This is a genomic window from Haloplanus sp. GDY1 (assembly GCF_023703775.1).
Classification (GTDB): Archaea; Halobacteriota; Halobacteria; order Halobacteriales; family Haloferacaceae; genus Haloplanus; species Haloplanus halophilus.
Genome location: NZ_CP098514.1, coordinates 438,421 through 453,327 on the forward strand (window position 1 = coordinate 438,421; position 14,907 = coordinate 453,327).

Consider the following 14,907-nt stretch of genomic DNA (forward strand, 5'->3'; position numbering starts at 1 on the left):
GGCTTTTCGGGGAGACGGACACAACGCCGGCCGATGCCAGCGCCGACCCGTCGAACGGCCCTCCAGGTCGCCGGGGGACTCCTCGCCGCCGGGCTCCCGGGCTGTCTGGGGCTCGGTTCCGGCGATCCCCCGGACCTCGGGCAACTCGAAGCCACCAATCACGACGACGAGGCACACGCCGTCCACGTGCTCTTCGTCGAGGGCGGCGAGCCGACCTACTGGAACTCGAAGCGTCTCGCGGCCGCGACAGAGGACGTGGTGCGGACGGCGACGTTCGAGGGGTATCCGACCGACACCGCGAACACGACCCTCTACGCGCGCGCTGATCGCCGGTCGGACTGGGCATCCTTCGAGTTCGCCGCACACGACGCCTCGTGTCTCGGCCTCTCCATCACCCTCGGGGAGCCCCGGGCGGGCACCGGCGAGGGCGGACGGACGCCCCCGGGCGGCGTCTCCGTCTGGTACACGACCGACACCGACGTGTGCGATCCGTCGACCGGCACGAGGGGCTAGAACAGCGGCTCGACGCCGCCCTCGCCGTCGCCGCTCCAGAGGAGGTCCCGCAGCCCCTCGGGTGCCTCGTCCTCGAGTTCCCGCATCGTCCGCTGGGTCTCGGCCGCGATCCCCTGGAGTTCCTTGATCCGGGGCACGTCGGTCACCCCCGAGAACAGCACGACCGCGGCGACGTAGTCGGAGTCGACCGGGGAGTCACCGCCGCGGACCTCCATGCTCCCGGTGATCTCCTCGATCCACCGACGCGCGCGCTCGATGCCCTTGCGGTCGAGGAACTCGGGAGGCCCGGCGACGACCAGGAGTGCCCGTTCGGCGCTGGAGAGTTCACAGGGGAGGGTCAGCCGTCCGAGCGCCGCCTTGCGGACCGTCGAGAGGATCCGGTTCGTCGAGTCGCCGACGTCCGGATCGGCGCGCTTCCGGGAGAACAGCCGTCGTTCGGGGCGGGTGACCGGCGTCGCCGCGTAGCCGACCGTCGAGACGCCCCCGCTGCCGAGCGTGTTGATGATCTCGCTCGCGTCGACGACGGACTCCGCGACCGGTCGGTCGTCGCTCACCTCGCCCGCCGAGAAGAGGACGCCGAGACGGCGTGCGATCTCCTCGTTGATGCGGCCGTAGCCGGCGTGGAGGCTCTCGCCGCCCTCCCGCCAGGCCTCGTTGTCGAAGACGATCAGGTTGTCGACGTGCTCGACGAGCGTCATGAACGATCGGGCGGCGTTGAGCGAGTAGATGCTCCCCTCGTCCCGACCGGGGAGGATCCCCAGCCCGTAGACCGGTTCGCTGTACCGGCGCCGCAGTTCGCGAGCGATCACCGGGGCGGCACCGCTGCCGGTCCCGCCGCCGAGGCCGGCGACGACGAGGAAGGCGTCGAGTTCGTGGACCGCGACGTCGTCGACGACACCCATCACCTCGTCGACGTCCTCGCTCGCGACGTCGGCCCCGAGTTCGTTGTCGGCCCCGGTGCCGTGGCCCTTCAGCCGCGACCCGCCGATCAGTACCCGCCGTGCGAGCGGCGTGTACTCCAGGCCGAGGAGGTCCGCGCGGGCGGTGTTGACCGCGACGACGTCGTGGACGACGTTCCCCCTGGCCTCCCGGTCGTACGCCGTGATGGCCTCGATCACTTTCCCCCCGGCCTGCCCCACCCCGATCAGTGCGAGTTTCATGCCCGCCCACCGTACGCCGTCGCGGCGTATGAATGATCGGTCGGTGGGCGGGGCGGTCCGGCCGACGCGGGTGGCCGTCGGGTGATACGTTTTTACCATTTGATATCATATGCCCGTCCATATGGGGGGGCCACCCACGCACGTGGACGACGCGCTCGGGGACGCGTCGTCCATCCTGCTGCTGGCGTCGTCGGACAGTGATTTCGACGACGACGCCTGCATCGACCTCCTGACGGCCGGCGATCCGGCGGAGACGAACGTCATCAGCGCGACCGTCACCGACCCGCCCGCCGAGCGGTTCGCCCTCTGGCAGCGCGAAGTGGGAGAGCAGTTGCCGGCCCGTGCCACGATCGTCGACGCCGGATGCGGTCGACAGCGCGAGGTCGCCGTCGGCGACGGGGTGATCGAGGGAGGGGAGTCGGTCGGTCTCACCGTCGACATGCTCCCCGAGAACGCGGAACCCATCGACCTCGGGATGACCCTCGCCCGCTATCTCGGCGCCTGGGAGTCGACGCCCGACTCCACGATGCTCTGTCTCCACTCGCTGACCGCGCTGCTCGAGGGATTCGACCGTGACGTCGTCATCTCCCTGGTATCGGCGCTCAACGACCTGTGTGACACCGTCGGTGCCACGGCACACCACCACATGGATCCCGGGGCACACGACGACGAGACCGTCGCGACGTTCCGACCGCTGTACGACGCGGTGATCGAACACGTCACGGGCGACGGCTGGACGGTGACGAAGGCGCCGGCCGACGCCGACCGGCCGACCTTCCGCCAGTCCACGGCGCCGCCGGGCGGGGCGGCCGGTACCGATCCGAACCGCCCCGAGACGATTCCGATGCCGTACTCCTTCGATCAGACGCTCGACCTCATCTCGGTTCCGCGTCGTCGCACCCTCCTCTATCACCTGAAGGATCGCGGCTCCGGGACGATGTCGCTGGAGGAACTCGTGGACGCCGTGGTGACGCGGGAGCGGTCCATTCCGGTGCGGGAGACGCCCGAGTCGTCGGGTGCCGTCCGCGTGTCGCTCGTCCACTCCCACCTGCCCAAACTGGCCGACCTCGGTATCCTCGATTTCGACCCCGAGGCGTCGACGGTCCAGTACCACGGCAACCCCGCGCTGGAGTCGTTCCTCCGGTACGTGGAGACGCTCGAACTGGGGTGAGCCCGTCGGCGGGTCGAGCCGCGCCCGGGCGACCGGACGCCCGCGGGAAAGAACGTGCCTCTCCCCCCGGAACGGCGCGGCCGTGAACCGCCGACGATTCCTCGACGCGGTCGGCGTGGCCGGGATACCCCGTGTCGCGGGCTGTGCCGGCGTCGTCACTCCCGAGCGAGCGCCGAGGAGGATTTTGCGAGGGAAGAACGCTCCGAGAGCGTCTTCCGCACTCTCACGAGTGCGAGCGAAGGGATTCGAACCACGGTCGGACGCGCGTCCTCCCTGCTTCAAACCCCTTCGTCGCAGCAGGACGCTCGCTCTCGCTCGCGTCCGGCATGCGAGGGAAGGGATTTGAACCCTTGGACCTCTACAGGAGCGGATCTTGAGTCCGCCGCCGTTTCCGGGCTTGGCTACCCTCGCACGCACCCCGCCGGTAGACGGGGCCGGCGGTTCAACCCACCGATTTCCCGTCGCCGGACCGGGAACCGGACGGTGCGAAACGTTTATGTTGTTAGGTAACATACACCAAGGTCCGGGAGGACCCACGAGGGCCCACCGGACGATCTGAGTCGGTCCATCCGCACGGACGGGCTGACTGAGGTTAGGGGTAAAACTGAAGCCCCCGTAACAGGGGGACAAAGTGAACGCCTCGAAGGAGGACCGCAGCGGGCCAGCACTCGTCCGCCATGGCGGACGGGAGGGAAGGCCGAGTACCGGACCTCGTGTAAACGGGGTTCGCGAATCTGGGCAACCAGCAAGGCCGAACGGCCCGCGGAAAACATCTCCCGTCCGGGTCCAAATCGTGGGGTTCCCCGTTTTCGACGGACGTACGTCGCGAGTACCGGCCACGGTTCGGGATATCGTTAATACCTCGCGGAGCGTCCCCCTCGGCGAGAGGAATGCCCGAGAGGAGTACGCTACTGTGTCGGTCCCTGGACTCGCTGGACGAGGTGTTCTACGTCTACGACGAACGAGAGCGGCTGGTGTTCTGGAACGACCGCCTCAACGACCTGTTCGACCTGACCGACGAGGAGATCGAGGGGCGGGAGCCGGTGGAGTTCTTCGTCGAGGCGGACCGACCGGCGGTCGAGCGAGCCGTGGCGCGAATCTTCGAGACGGGCGAGACGGTGGTGGAGGCGCGGGCGGACACGACCGCCGGCCGGATCCGGTTCGAACTCACGGGCCGGAAACTGACCGACGGGGACGGGACCGTCCTCGGCTTCTGTGGGATCGGACGGGACGTGACGGAGCGCCGGGAGCGGGAGCGACAGCTCGCGGCGCAGAACGACCGCCTCACCGAGTTCGCCACCATCCTCGCACACGACCTTCGGAACCCGCTGGCGGTCGCACAGGGGTATCTCGATCGATTCGCCGACGGGACGACTGCCGACGGGACGGAGGCGACGGATCTGGTCCGGGTCCGCCGCTCGCTCGACCGGATCGAGCGCATCGTCGAGGACGTCCTCACCGTCGCCATCGACGGACGGGCGGTGGTCGACGCCGAGCCGGTTCCCGTCGCGACCGTCGCCCGGGACGCCTGGGCGACGGTGGACTCCGGGGACGCGACACTGGACGTGCGGACGGCGCTGATCGTCGAGGCCGACGAGTCGCGGCTGCGACGGCTGCTGGAGAACCTGTTTCGCAACTCCGTCGAGCAGGGCTCGACGAGCAACCAGCAGAACGCTGGTGACGCCGCCGAGCAGGGCTCGACGAGCAACCAGCAGAACGCTGGTGACGCCGCCGAGCGCGGCTCCGACGGCCGGGACTCCCCGTCCGTGACGGTGTCGGTCGTCGAGACGGCCGACGGGTTCGCCGTCGTCGACGACGGGCCGGGCATCCCCGCGGCCGACCGCGACGCGGTGTTCGAGCCCGGATTCAGCCGCTCCAGCGGGGGGACTGGCTTCGGACTCTACATCGTCCAGAGCATCGCCGAGGCACACGGGTGGCGCGTGGCCGTGACCGAGGGCTCGGCCGGCGGCGCGCGGTTCGAGTTCACGGTCGCTCCGGGGTGCGGAGATGGCGGCGCCGTCGCGTAGCGTCGCGCGGACGGCTGGAGGGGAGGGCTTATGGCGCTCGTATCCATAGGGCGCTCGCTATGTTCGACGACACCGACCGCCGCCAGTTTCTCCAGCTCGCCGGCACGGGGACGGCGCTCTCGATGGCCGGCTGTAGCGCGCTCTCGAATCACGGCGGCGACGCCGGTGCCGGCGGCGAGGGTGGCTCCGGGAGGGCGACGGTCACGCTCGGGGTGCAACCCGATCAGGAGTCGATGCAACAGCTCCAGTCGGAGATCAGGTCCCGGATCGAATCGGGGGAGATCGACCGAATGGAGGCCCAACAGGAGTTTCGGACCCGACGGATGGAACTGACGAGGGAGGCGGTCTCGCAGTTCCGGAACCGGACGGGAAACGTCTCGATCACCGTCGACGACACGGTCGACCAGTTCGGCGTGATGCTCGTCACGGGTCGGCCCGCGGCGCTGGTGGAGTCGCTCGGGTTCGAGGAGGTAAACGGGCTCTTCCCCGCCTCGGTGTTCGAGGAGGCGCGCTCCCAGGCCGAGGGCGGGACAGCCGCGCCCGGCAACGGCACCGGGACGGCGTAGGGGTTAGCCGTCCACCGCGCCGACGTCCGCGACGGCGTCCGCGAGGTCCTCGCCCCACGCCAGGAGCGACTCGTCGGCGCCGAAGGGCGCGACCGCCTGGAGGCCGAGGGGCAGGTCGCCGACCCGCCCGCAGGGAACGGTCAGGGCGGGCACGCCGCCGTGGGTCCACGGCAGGTTCATGATCGGATCGCCGGTGTCGTCGATGCCCTCCGGCGCGGGGCCGGGCGCGGCCGGCGAGAGCAGGACGTCGACGCCAGCCTCGCGCATCCGGTCCTCGATCCTGGTGCGGAACTCCCGGGCCGCGGCGCGGGCGTCCACCAGTTCGTCGACGCCGACGCCGCGACCCACCTCGATCAGGTCGGCCGTGGTGTCGGCGAACTGGTCCCCGTGTTCGGCGTACCGCTCCGCGTGCGAGAGCGCCAGTTCGGCCGCGGTCAGGGCGTCGTGGCGGTCGTTCACCGTCTCGATGTCGTCGAGCATCGACACCCGCCGGACCTCGTAGCCGGCGTCGGCGAGCGCGTCGGCACCCGCCTCGAGGCCCGCCCGCCCGGCCGGCGTCGCCTGGTCGAGGTACGGCCCCTCGACGACGCCGAGGACCGGCCGTTCGTCCGGCCGGACCGGATCCCAGCCGTCACACAGGACCGACGCGGCCCGGGCCGCGCCGGCGACGTCGGCGGTGAACGTCCCGACGTGGTCGGCGGTCTCGGAGAAGGAGACGAGTCCCTCGCGGGGGATCCGGTCGTAGCTCGGTTTGTAGCCGACGATGCCACAGAAGGCCGCGGGCCGGATGACCGACCCGACGGTCTGCGTGCCGAGCGCGAGCGGGCACATCCCTGCCGCGACGGCGGCCGCCGATCCGCTGGAGGAGCCGCCGGGCGTGTGCCCGAGGGCGTTCGGGTTCCGGGTCGGCGCCGGTTCGAAGTAGGCGAACTCGGTCGTGTGGGTCTTGCCGAAGTGGAGCGCACCGGCGTCGAGCAGGCGGCGCATGGCGGTCGATTCGCGGCCGGTGATGGCCGTCGGCGGCACCGACGACCCGGCGAGCGTCGGGAAGCCGTCGACGTGGAAGATGTCCTTGACCCCGACCGGAACGCCGAACAGCGGCGGTCTGGTGGCGGGGTCGTCGTACCGGGTCGCGAGCGCGTCGGCCTCGCGGCGGAGCCGCGTCCGGCGACCGGACTCGGGGACGAGCGCCTGCACCTCCTCCTCCGCGGCGTCGATGCGCGCCACGCAGTCGTCGATCAGCGCCGTCGGCGAGCGCTCGCCCGCCCTGAGTGCGGAAACCAGCGGTTCGAGGGGTCGTCTATCGGTCAGCATCGCTTCGAACTCACACGCCGGAAGGATAACGCTTCGGTCGCCGGCGAGCCGTCACGTCGGCGGCCGGTCGTCGGCCGTCCCCGCGTTTCGGGAGCCGGGGACGAACGCGGCGTGAGGTTTCGGATCCGAACTCTCGGAGCGTTCTACGACGGACGTGCGGATTTCTCCCCCAAATTCGGACCGGTATCACAACCACAATCCAGTTGAGTCGGGGAGCCGTACGTTCGGGGCGATGTACTCGCCCGACGCCGTCGATCACGGGAGGTGGATCGCGTGACAGTCGCCGAGTCGCTGATCGAGGGGCTCCGCCTGGCCGCCGAGATGGGCTGGGAGACGTGGTGGGCGCTGGTTCTCGGGTTCACCATCGCCGGCGCGGTGGAGACGTTCGTGAGCGAGGAGAAGATGTCGGCCGTCCTCGGCGGGAGCGGGTGGCGAGAACTCGGCCTGGGGACGCTGTTCGGCGCCGCCTCGTCGTCGTGTTCGTTCGGCGCGGTGGCGACCACGAAGTCGCTGTTCAAGAAGGGCGCCTCGCCCGTCGCGAGCCTCGCGGCCTTCCAGTTCGCGTCGACCAACCTCGTGATCGAACTCGGACTGGTGATGTGGATCCTGCTCGGCTGGCAGTTCGTCCTCGCGGACTACGTCGCCGGCCTCCTCCTCATCGGCCTGCTGGCGGCGACGTTCGCGTTCGTCGTCCCGGACGCGTGGTTCGCGGCGGCGCGCGAGCATCTCCGCTCCGCCGAGGGGGTTCGTGACCCCGCCTGTGGGATGGAGGTCGATCCGACGGCCGACGACACCGTCGAACTGGAGACCGAGAGCGGCACCGAGTACTTCTGCTCGGAGTCGTGTAAGGAGGCCTACGCCGAGTCCCGGCGCCAGTCGGACGCGTCGTGGCGCGACCGTCTGCTGACCCGCGACGGCTGGCGTCTCGCCTCGAAGAACGCCCTCGGCGAGTGGAACATGCTGTGGACGGACATCGTCGCCGGCTTCCTGATCGCGGGGCTGATCGGCGCGTTCGTCCCCCGGGCGTGGTGGACGACGCTGTTCGGCGTCGGCGCCGAGGGGACGCTGACGTGGGTGGTCGCCAGCGCCGTCGTCGGCGTCGCCGTCGGCGTCGTCACCTTCGTCTGCTCGGTCGGAAACGTCCCCTTCGCGGTGATCCTCTGGTCGAACGGCATCGCATTCGGCGGCGTGATGAGCTTCATCTTCGCCGACCTGATCGTGCCGACCATCACGGACGCCTACCGGCGGTACTACGGCCTCCGGATGGCGGCGGTCCTGTTCGTCAGCATCTTCGTCACGGCCGTCGTCTCGGGCGTCGCCGTCCACTACCTCTGGGCCGGCATCGGGCTGATCCCGCCCGCGGGCGAGGCCGGCGGCACCGCCCCCAGCGGCTACACGACCTACCTCAACGCCGCGTTCACGTTCCTCTTTCTCGGACAGGTGTACGTTGGCCAGGTGAGCGACGCGGGCGAGGCCGACGACGCGGCGGAACACCCCGCCTAGCGGTTCCGGCCCACCGGGAACTGGACGCGCTCGGGGTGGTCGGTGAAGCGGTCGACGATCCCACGGTAGAGGTCGTTCCGGACGCGGGTGCCCCGCCGCGGGTGGACGAGATACCGCAGTCGGAGTTCGATCCACGACTCCCGCTGGACGACGTTGACCGTCGGCCGGTCGTTCACGTCGAGTTCGACCGGCGTCTCGGCGAGGCGGTCGCGATACTCCGCGACGTGGGTCGCCATCTCGTCGCCGATCCGCTCGTCGGCCACCTCGACCATCAGGTCGGTCGCGAAGGCCAGATCCGTCTCGTAGGCGACCTGCACCGAGAGTTCGTTCCAGACGTGTGGCACGCCCTCGCCGTAGAAGTTGACGACGTGCGAGGAGAGCACGACGCTGTTTGGCACGGTGACGATGCGCCCCGAGGGCTGGTTGCTGGAGACGAGTTCGCCGTCGATCTCCCACACCTCGGTCGTGAAGAAGTCGATCGAGGCCACGTCGCCTCTGGTGTCCTCGATGGCGACGCGGTCGCCCACCTGGTAGGGGCGCTTGGTGACGATGTAGAGCCACCCGATCAGCGAGAAGAGGGGTTGCTGGAGCGCGAACGTGACGGCGACGCCGACGACGCCCAGCGAGAAGAGGACGCTCAGCCAGTTGCGCGTGACGACGCCGAAGGCCGCGACCAGGGTGAGGACGCCGAAGACGAGACGGAGGCCGGTCCGGACGTCGTGGCGCCGGCGCTTGTTCGCGGTGCGGGCGAGCAGCGCGCCGCCGACGAGGCGGTAGGCCCCGTAGCCGGCGAGTGCGATGGCGGCGACCGACAGCACCAGCAGGGTCGGCCCCCCGAGGGCCACGCCGAGGACCGTCTCGTCGAGGCCGAATCGTCGAACCACGCGCGATCCGACGTAGAGGACGAGTGCGGCGAGGAGCGATACGAGTCCGGTGTGACGCATACCCCTACGCCGTCGCGCGGCCTCGAAAAACCTCGGGTAGCGGACACGAACACAAGAATCACGTGTCCGGGCGTGGACAGGCCCGGATATGGACTCCCGACCCTCCCTCCAGTCGGTACTGATCGGCGTCGGTATCGTCCTCGTCGTCGCTTCGGCGGTTCCGGTCGGCAACTCGGTGGACTCCGACTACGTCCACCGGGCTGAACCGGCCGAGAACGGCACGCTCGCGTTCGGCATCGAGTACGAGGAGTCGGACGTCATCGCTCACGAGAACCTCTCGGAGCGGGGTCGGGAGGTCGTCGCCCGCGCTGTGGCGGACTCGCCGTACGTGGTCGAGGACGAGTCGGCGACCGCGCCCGAGTTCGAGTACACCAGCGATCACGTCGCCCTGAACCAGGGCCTCTACGCCGTCCGCTATCGCGGGGAGACGTACTCGCTGCTGACGGAGCAGCGAAGCGAGGGGTTCAACGTGGCTCGGCTGGCCCTCGGCATCGCGCTCTCGGCGGCTCGACCCCTCGGCGTCCTGTTCCTGGTCACGGGGGTCGGCCTGACGGCGTGGCGCCGGTACCGCGAGTGACCGTCAGCCACCGATCCCCGACCGCGATTCGCGCCGGTGCAGAGCGAGGGCGGCGAGCGTGGCGAGCAGTCCCGCGGCCGCCGCGATGCCGAAGGCGACGCGGTAGCCGACGACGGTGTACACCCGGGCGCCGTTGAGCACCTCGCCGGTCCAGTAGGCGTCGAGGACGGCGCCGAGCAGCGCGGGGAGCGTCGCGGCGCCGAGGTAGCCGAAGCCGTTGACCACGCCCGTGACCGTCCCCGCCACCGACGGGTCGTGGCGCTCCTTGCCGACGGTGAACACGAGGGCGACGCCGCCGTTGGTGAGGAGCGCGACGAAGAAGACGGCCCCGACGACGGCCAGCGGCGGGACGAGGACGAGGGCGGCGTAGGCGGCGGTGAAGAGCAGCGCCGACGCGACGACGAGTTCCGTCCGCCGGCCGAGGCGGTCGGAGAGCGCGCCGAGCAAGGGCGACCCGAGGACGAACCCGACGTTGCCGACGAGGACGAACGTCGACGCCCGCGCGAGCGAGACGGCGTAGGTGTCGACGAGGAAGGGCACGCCCCAGAGCCCGAGGACGGTGAAGTTGACGCCGAGCACGCAGAACAGGACGACGCCCATCAGCCACGTCTCGCGCTCCGCGACGACGGTTCGGACGTTCCCGACCACCTCGGCCAGCGAGGCGGCGCCCGCGCCGACGTCGGCGTCGCCGCCCGTCGCGCGCCAGTCCGGCATCTCGACGCCCGCACGACCGGGCGTATCGCGGACGAAGGCGGCGATGCCGAGGGTGAGGACGGCGGTGGCGGCGGCCGCGACGAGGGTCGCCGATCGCCAGCCGACGGCCTCGGTGGCGAGCGCCAGCGGCGTCGTCGCGAGGATGCCGCCGAGCCCCGCGGCGGCGACGGTGTAGCCCGTCATGGTCGCGTACTGATCCGCGCGAAACCAGTTCGCACAGAACCGGAGCGTCCCGATGTAGAGGACGCTCCCCCCGAGGCCGACGACGGCGCGAGCGAGGAAGGCGGCCGCGAGCGACCCGCTCGTGGCGAACCAGCCGACGCCGAGGGTCAGCAGGCCGAGCCCGGCGGCGCCGACCCGCCGCGGGCCGTAGCGGTCGACGATCAGCCCCGCCGGGAGCTGGAGCGGCGCGTAGACGTAGAAAAACGAGGCGTGGAGGGCGCCGAGTTCGGCGCCCGTCGCGTCGAAGGTGCGGGCGAGCGAGTCCGCGAGGACGGCCGTCGCCGTCCGGTGGAAGTTGACGAACAGGAAGCCCGCGGCGAGCAGGGTCCAGAGCCCGGCGCGACGCTGTCGGGGCGAGAGGGCGGACACACTCCCTCTCGCGGAGTGACGGTCAAATAGCGACCGGTTCGTCGGCGTCGCGGGTGGCGACGCGGCGGCCCGCGTCGCCGATCAGTGGAACGTGCGGCTGGCCTCGGTCTCGGTGGCCACGTCGCCCTCGTCGGTCGCGAACCGCTGTTCGATCTCGCGGTAGCGCTCGCGCACGTCGTCGGAGACGCTCGCGGTCACCTCGTCGAGGGCCTGCTCGAAGTGGTCCATCGTGACGCGGACGTTCCCGACGGAGTCGCCGATCTCCTCGGGCGAGACGCTGTTGATGAACTCCCGGGACGCCGCCATCGACGCCTCGCGACAGACCGCCTCGATGTCGGCGCCGACGTAGTTCTCGGTGCGGCGCGCGAGGCGGTCGAGGTCCACGTCGTCGGCCAGCGGCTTGCTCCGGGTGTGGACCTCGAAGATGGCGCGGCGGGCCTCCTCGTCGGGAACGGGCACGTGGACGTGCCGGTCCAGGCGGCCCGGGCGCAGGAGCGCGGAGTCGATCAGGTCCGGCCGGTTCGAGGTGGCGATCACCACGACGTCCTCCAAGGTCTCCAGCCCGTCGAGTTCGGTCAGGAGTTGGGAGACGACGCGCTCGGAGACGCCGGAGTCGCCGGTGTTGCGGCCCCGCTCGGTCGCGATGGCGTCGATCTCGTCGAAGAAGATGACGGTCGGCGCGTTCTCGCGGGCCTTGCTGAAGATCTCGCGGACCCCCTTCTCCGATTCCCCGACGTACTTGTCGAGGAGTTCGGGGCCCTTCACCGAGATGAAGTTGGACTCGGCCTCGTTCGCCACCGCCTTGGCGAGCAGGGTCTTCCCGGTGCCCGGCGGGCCGTACATGAGCACGCCCTTCGCGGACTCCATGTCCATGGCCTCGAACACCTCGGGGTAGTCGAGCGGCCACTGGATGGTCTCGCGGAGGCGCTCTTTCGTGTCTTCCAGTCCGCCGACGTCCGCCCAGGTGACGTCGGGAACCTCGACGAACACCTCCCGGAGCGCCGAGGGTTCGATGCCCTTCATCGCCTCCTGGAAGTCGTCTTCCCCCACCTCGAGGGATTCGAGGATCTCGGCGTCGATCTCCTCCGCTTCGAGGTCGATCTGCGGACGGATGCGCCGGAGCGCGTTCATCGCGGCCTCCTTGGCGAGGCTCTCGATGTCGGCGCCGACGAACCCGTGGGTCGACTCCGCGAAGGCGTCGATGTCGACGTCCTCGGCGAGCGGCATGTTCCGGGTGTGGACCTGCAGGATCTCCCGGCGGCCGTCGCGGTCGGGGACGCCGATCTCGATCTCGCGGTCGAAGCGACCGCCGCGGCGGAGCGCGGGGTCGATGGCGTCGACGCGGTTGGTCGCGCCGATCACGACCACCTCGCCGCGCTCCTCGAGGCCGTCCATCAGCGAGAGCAACTGCGCGACGACGCGGCGTTCCACGTCCCCGCCCGCCTCCTCGCGCTTGGGCGCGATGGAGTCGAGTTCGTCGATGAAGATGATCGCGGGAGCGTTCTCCTCGGCCTCCTCGAAGGCCTCGCGGAGTTGCTCCTCGCTCTCGCCGTAGTACTTCGACATGATCTCCGGGCCGGAGATGGTGTGGAAGTGGGCGTCGATCTCGTTGGCGACGGCCTTGGCGATCAGCGTCTTGCCCGTGCCCGGCGGGCCGTGCAGGAGCACGCCCTTGGGCGGGTCGATGCCCAGCCGCCGGAACAGCTCGGGGTGGCGCATCGGCAGTTCGATCATCTCGCGAACCTGTTCGAGTTCGCGATCCAGGCCGCCGATGTCCTCGTAGGTCACGTCCGGCGTGCCCGCGGTCGACCCCTCGGCTTCGGTCTCGCGGATCTGTTCGGCGGGCTTCTCGCTGATCTGCACCTCGGTCGAGTCGGTGACGACGACCGTGCCCGAGGGCTCGGTGTCGGCCACCTTCAGCGGCAGGGCCTTGTTCCCGCGGCCGCCCATGAAGCCGAAGCCGAAGGGGATCCGGAGGGTCTGGCCCTTCGTGATCGGCTTGTCGGTGAGCTTGTCGCGGAGGTAGTGGCCGATGTCGCCCCGAATGCCGATCTGCTGGGGTAGCGCGACCGTCACCCGGTCGGCCTGTTTCACGTCCGCCTTCTCGACGTCGACGCGGTCGTCGATGCCGACGTTGGCCTGCTGGCGGAGCTGCCCGTCGATGCGGATGACGCCGGAGCCCTGATCCTCGGGCAGGCCCGGCCACACGCGCGCGACGGCGGTGCCGTCCTTGCCCTCGATGCGGATGTAGTCGCCGACGTCGAGATCCATCTCCGCCGCGGCCGCGCGGTCGATGGCGGCGAGTCCGCGGCCGGCGTCTTTCTGTTTCAGTGGTTTGACGACGAGTTTCATTGTGTACCCCTCACGACGAGTACGCCGTTGTTCGTGTCAACGCTTTCGACCGATCCGGGAACCTCGAACTCCAGTTCGGTCTCCCCGTCGACCAGCACGATGGCCGTCTCGCCGGCGATGTCGGCAGTCAGGCGGTCGTCCGCGACGCCGACGTCGGCGGCGATCACCCACCCGTCCTCGTAGTCGTACCGGCGGACGATCCGCTCGTCCTCACCGGCGTGTTGCTGTCTCACCATGTCAGTTCCTAACCCCACGTTAGCTATCTATCTATTTAAGGATTTCGTTGGATAATCGCCATACGGTGTCGGGGTCGCGCGAGCGAGTGAAATTGCGGTTCACACGAATCGGACGGCGGGCGGGGTTTATTGCCCCTCCCGCGCTACCGCCTGTATGGAGACGGTCACACACCACGGCCGGACGACGGCCTACCGGCGACACGACCGTGGCGGGGGCGGGGAGCCGGTGGTTTTGATCCACGGGAGCGGCGGCTCGCACGGTGTCTGGAAGTCGCAGGCCCGCCTCGCCGACGAGCGTCCCGTCATCGCCCTCGACCTGAGTGGCCACGGCGAGAGCGAGGACGTGGACGCCGCGCCGGGGTACGAGACGCTGTCGGCGTACGTCGACGACGTACTCGCCGTCCTCCGGGCGACGGACGCCCGCGTCCTCTGTGGCAACTCGCTCGGCGGGGCGGTCGCCCTGACGCTCGTCTTCGAACGCGACGACGTCGACCTCTCGGGGCTGATCCTCGCGGGGACGGGGGCCAAACTCGCCGTCCTCGACGACCTCCTGCGGTGGCTCCGGACGGACTTCGAGCGGGCGATCGAGTTCCTCCACGGGCCGGACCGGCTCTTTCACGACCCCGACGACCGGCTGGTGGCCGTCTCCCGGGAGTCGCTCCACGAGGCGGGGCAAGCCGTGACCTACCGCGACTTCCGGACCTGCCACGAGTTCGACGTTCGCGGGGAACTGGACGGCGTCGACGTCCCGACGCTGGCCCTCGTCGGGGAACACGACGCCCTGACGCCGCCGTGGTACCACGAGACGCTCGCGGCGTCGATTCCGGACGCCGAGTGGACGACCGTCCCCGACGCGGCCCACCTCGCGATGCTGGAGCGGCCGGCGGCGTTCAACGAGGCCGTCACCGCGTTTCTGGATCGAATCGCCACGCATTAGCGCGTCGGCCGCGAACCCGTGGGCGTGCCACACCGCGTCGAGCGAACCGACCCCGACGGCGTCGACTTCGGGTGGGTGATGCAGGTGACGTTCGTCGTCACCATCGTCGCCGGCGCACCCCTCGTGGCGGCGCTCTCGACGACGACGACGCTGCCCACGTGGGGCGCCCGCGCCGCCTTCGCCGTCCGGGTTGGGGCGCTCGTCTGGTTCTGCACCGCGGTCCTCGCCTACGCGTACGCCCGCCGTTCCGTGAGCGGGGAGACGGCCGACGGCGCCGGGGAGCCGGACCGGTAACTGCGTCC

General features: G+C 70.2%; 14 protein-coding genes and 1 tRNA gene. 8 read left to right on the forward strand and 7 right to left on the reverse strand.

The genetic code is table 11. From position 1 onward, the window contains the following. Nucleotides 1–33: 33 nt before the first annotated feature. Nucleotides 34–513, forward strand: a complete 480-nt coding sequence (locus tag NBT67_RS02420) for a hypothetical protein (protein ID WP_251343227.1) — start codon at nucleotides 34–36, stop codon at nucleotides 511–513. Here the strand turns inward: NBT67_RS02420 and NBT67_RS02425 are convergent. Next, nucleotides 510–1,673, reverse strand: a complete 1,164-nt coding sequence (locus NBT67_RS02425) for a tubulin/FtsZ family protein (RefSeq protein ID WP_251343228.1) — start codon at nucleotides 1,671–1,673, stop codon at nucleotides 510–512. The two genes, NBT67_RS02420 and NBT67_RS02425, sit on opposite strands and share 4 nt — an antisense overlap. Before the next feature lie 121 nt (nucleotides 1,674–1,794). Between NBT67_RS02425 and NBT67_RS02430 the strand changes: the two genes are divergently transcribed. Beyond that, nucleotides 1,795–2,844 (forward strand): DUF7504 family protein, encoded by a 1,050-nt coding sequence (locus tag NBT67_RS02430; RefSeq protein ID WP_251343229.1) that lies wholly within the window; start codon nucleotides 1,795–1,797, stop codon nucleotides 2,842–2,844. Between the two features lie 327 nt (nucleotides 2,845–3,171). Here the strand turns inward: NBT67_RS02430 and NBT67_RS02435 are convergent. Next, nucleotides 3,172–3,255: transfer RNA gene (locus tag NBT67_RS02435), tRNA-Leu, on the reverse strand. A gap of 479 nt (nucleotides 3,256–3,734) precedes the next feature. Here NBT67_RS02435 and NBT67_RS02440 point away from each other — a divergent pair. Continuing rightward, the gene (locus tag NBT67_RS02440) at nucleotides 3,735–4,871 is read left to right on the forward strand and encodes a sensor histidine kinase (protein WP_251343230.1); all 1,137 of its coding nucleotides are present in this window, start codon (nucleotides 3,735–3,737) and stop codon (nucleotides 4,869–4,871) included. Nucleotides 4,872–4,930: 59 nt separating this feature from the next. After that, nucleotides 4,931–5,437, forward strand: a complete 507-nt coding sequence (locus tag NBT67_RS02445) for a hypothetical protein (RefSeq protein WP_251343231.1) — start codon at nucleotides 4,931–4,933, stop codon at nucleotides 5,435–5,437. A gap of 3 nt (nucleotides 5,438–5,440) precedes the next feature. On the opposite strand, the gene NBT67_RS02450 is transcribed toward NBT67_RS02445, so the two are convergent. Next, entirely contained in the window at nucleotides 5,441–6,751 is a 1,311-nt protein-coding gene (locus NBT67_RS02450; RefSeq protein WP_251343232.1) for an amidase, read from the reverse strand. 273 nt (nucleotides 6,752–7,024) lie between these two features. Here NBT67_RS02450 and NBT67_RS02455 point away from each other — a divergent pair, with 273 nt between their 5' ends. Next, nucleotides 7,025–8,254, forward strand: a complete 1,230-nt coding sequence (locus NBT67_RS02455) for a permease (RefSeq protein WP_251343233.1) — start codon at nucleotides 7,025–7,027, stop codon at nucleotides 8,252–8,254. Here NBT67_RS02455 and NBT67_RS02460 read toward each other — a convergent pair. Further along, nucleotides 8,251–9,198: a mechanosensitive ion channel family protein gene (locus tag NBT67_RS02460; protein ID WP_251343234.1), complete on the reverse strand. Its 948-nt coding sequence runs from the start codon at nucleotides 9,196–9,198 to the stop codon at nucleotides 8,251–8,253. The two genes, NBT67_RS02455 and NBT67_RS02460, sit on opposite strands and share 4 nt — an antisense overlap. A gap of 88 nt (nucleotides 9,199–9,286) precedes the next feature. On the opposite strand from NBT67_RS02460, the gene NBT67_RS02465 reads away from it, so the two are divergent. Next, on the forward strand, nucleotides 9,287–9,775 hold the full coding sequence (locus NBT67_RS02465) for a DUF3083 family protein (protein ID WP_251343235.1): 489 nt from the start codon (nucleotides 9,287–9,289) through the stop codon (nucleotides 9,773–9,775). Nucleotides 9,776–9,778: 3 nt separating this feature from the next. On the opposite strand, the gene NBT67_RS02470 is transcribed toward NBT67_RS02465, so the two are convergent. The 3 genes from NBT67_RS02470 to NBT67_RS02480 all read right to left on the reverse strand — a co-directional run bounded on the left by NBT67_RS02470 (nucleotide 9,779) and on the right by NBT67_RS02480 (nucleotide 13,668). Next, nucleotides 9,779–11,080, reverse strand: a complete 1,302-nt coding sequence (locus NBT67_RS02470; protein ID WP_251343236.1) for an MFS transporter — start codon at nucleotides 11,078–11,080, stop codon at nucleotides 9,779–9,781. A gap of 81 nt (nucleotides 11,081–11,161) precedes the next feature. Beyond that, a complete protein-coding gene (locus NBT67_RS02475; RefSeq protein ID WP_251343237.1) occupies nucleotides 11,162–13,432 on the reverse strand; it encodes a CDC48 family AAA ATPase in 2,271 nt (756 codons plus the stop codon). Then, a complete protein-coding gene (locus NBT67_RS02480) occupies nucleotides 13,429–13,668 on the reverse strand; it encodes a DUF7127 family protein (RefSeq protein WP_251343238.1) in 240 nt (79 codons plus the stop codon). Before NBT67_RS02480 ends, NBT67_RS02475 begins: the two co-directional genes overlap by 4 nt. 154 nt (nucleotides 13,669–13,822) lie before the next feature. Between NBT67_RS02480 and NBT67_RS02485 the strand changes: the two genes are divergently transcribed. Beyond that, the gene (locus tag NBT67_RS02485; protein WP_251343239.1) at nucleotides 13,823–14,605 is read left to right on the forward strand and encodes an alpha/beta fold hydrolase; all 783 of its coding nucleotides are present in this window, start codon (nucleotides 13,823–13,825) and stop codon (nucleotides 14,603–14,605) included. 24 nt (nucleotides 14,606–14,629) lie between these two features. Next, complete coding sequence (locus NBT67_RS02490) at nucleotides 14,630–14,899, forward strand: DUF5822 domain-containing protein (protein WP_251343240.1); 270 nt, start codon at nucleotides 14,630–14,632, stop codon at nucleotides 14,897–14,899. Nucleotides 14,900–14,907: the final 8 nt, after the last annotated feature.

Excerpts from the sequence above, each read along its gene's own strand:
- NBT67_RS02465 (WP_251343235.1), top strand. The coding sequence starts at position 9,287 with ATGGACTCCCGACCCTCCCTCCAGTCGGTACTGATCGGCGTCGGTATC.
- NBT67_RS02460 (WP_251343234.1), bottom strand. The coding sequence starts at position 9,198 with ATGCGTCACACCGGACTCGTATCGCTCCTCGCCGCACTCGTCCTCTAC.
- NBT67_RS02425 (WP_251343228.1), bottom strand. The coding sequence starts at position 1,673 with ATGAAACTCGCACTGATCGGGGTGGGGCAGGCCGGGGGGAAAGTGATC.
- NBT67_RS02420 (WP_251343227.1), top strand. The coding sequence starts at position 34 with ATGCCAGCGCCGACCCGTCGAACGGCCCTCCAGGTCGCCGGGGGACTC.
- NBT67_RS02445 (WP_251343231.1), top strand. The coding sequence starts at position 4,931 with ATGTTCGACGACACCGACCGCCGCCAGTTTCTCCAGCTCGCCGGCACG.
- NBT67_RS02440 (WP_251343230.1), top strand. The coding sequence starts at position 3,735 with ATGCCCGAGAGGAGTACGCTACTGTGTCGGTCCCTGGACTCGCTGGAC.
- NBT67_RS02480 (WP_251343238.1), bottom strand. The coding sequence starts at position 13,668 with ATGGTGAGACAGCAACACGCCGGTGAGGACGAGCGGATCGTCCGCCGG.
- NBT67_RS02450 (WP_251343232.1), bottom strand. The coding sequence starts at position 6,751 with ATGCTGACCGATAGACGACCCCTCGAACCGCTGGTTTCCGCACTCAGG.
- NBT67_RS02430 (WP_251343229.1), top strand. The coding sequence starts at position 1,795 with ATGGGGGGGCCACCCACGCACGTGGACGACGCGCTCGGGGACGCGTCG.
- NBT67_RS02485 (WP_251343239.1), top strand. The coding sequence starts at position 13,823 with ATGGAGACGGTCACACACCACGGCCGGACGACGGCCTACCGGCGACAC.
- NBT67_RS02475 (WP_251343237.1), bottom strand. The coding sequence starts at position 13,432 with ATGAAACTCGTCGTCAAACCACTGAAACAGAAAGACGCCGGCCGCGGA.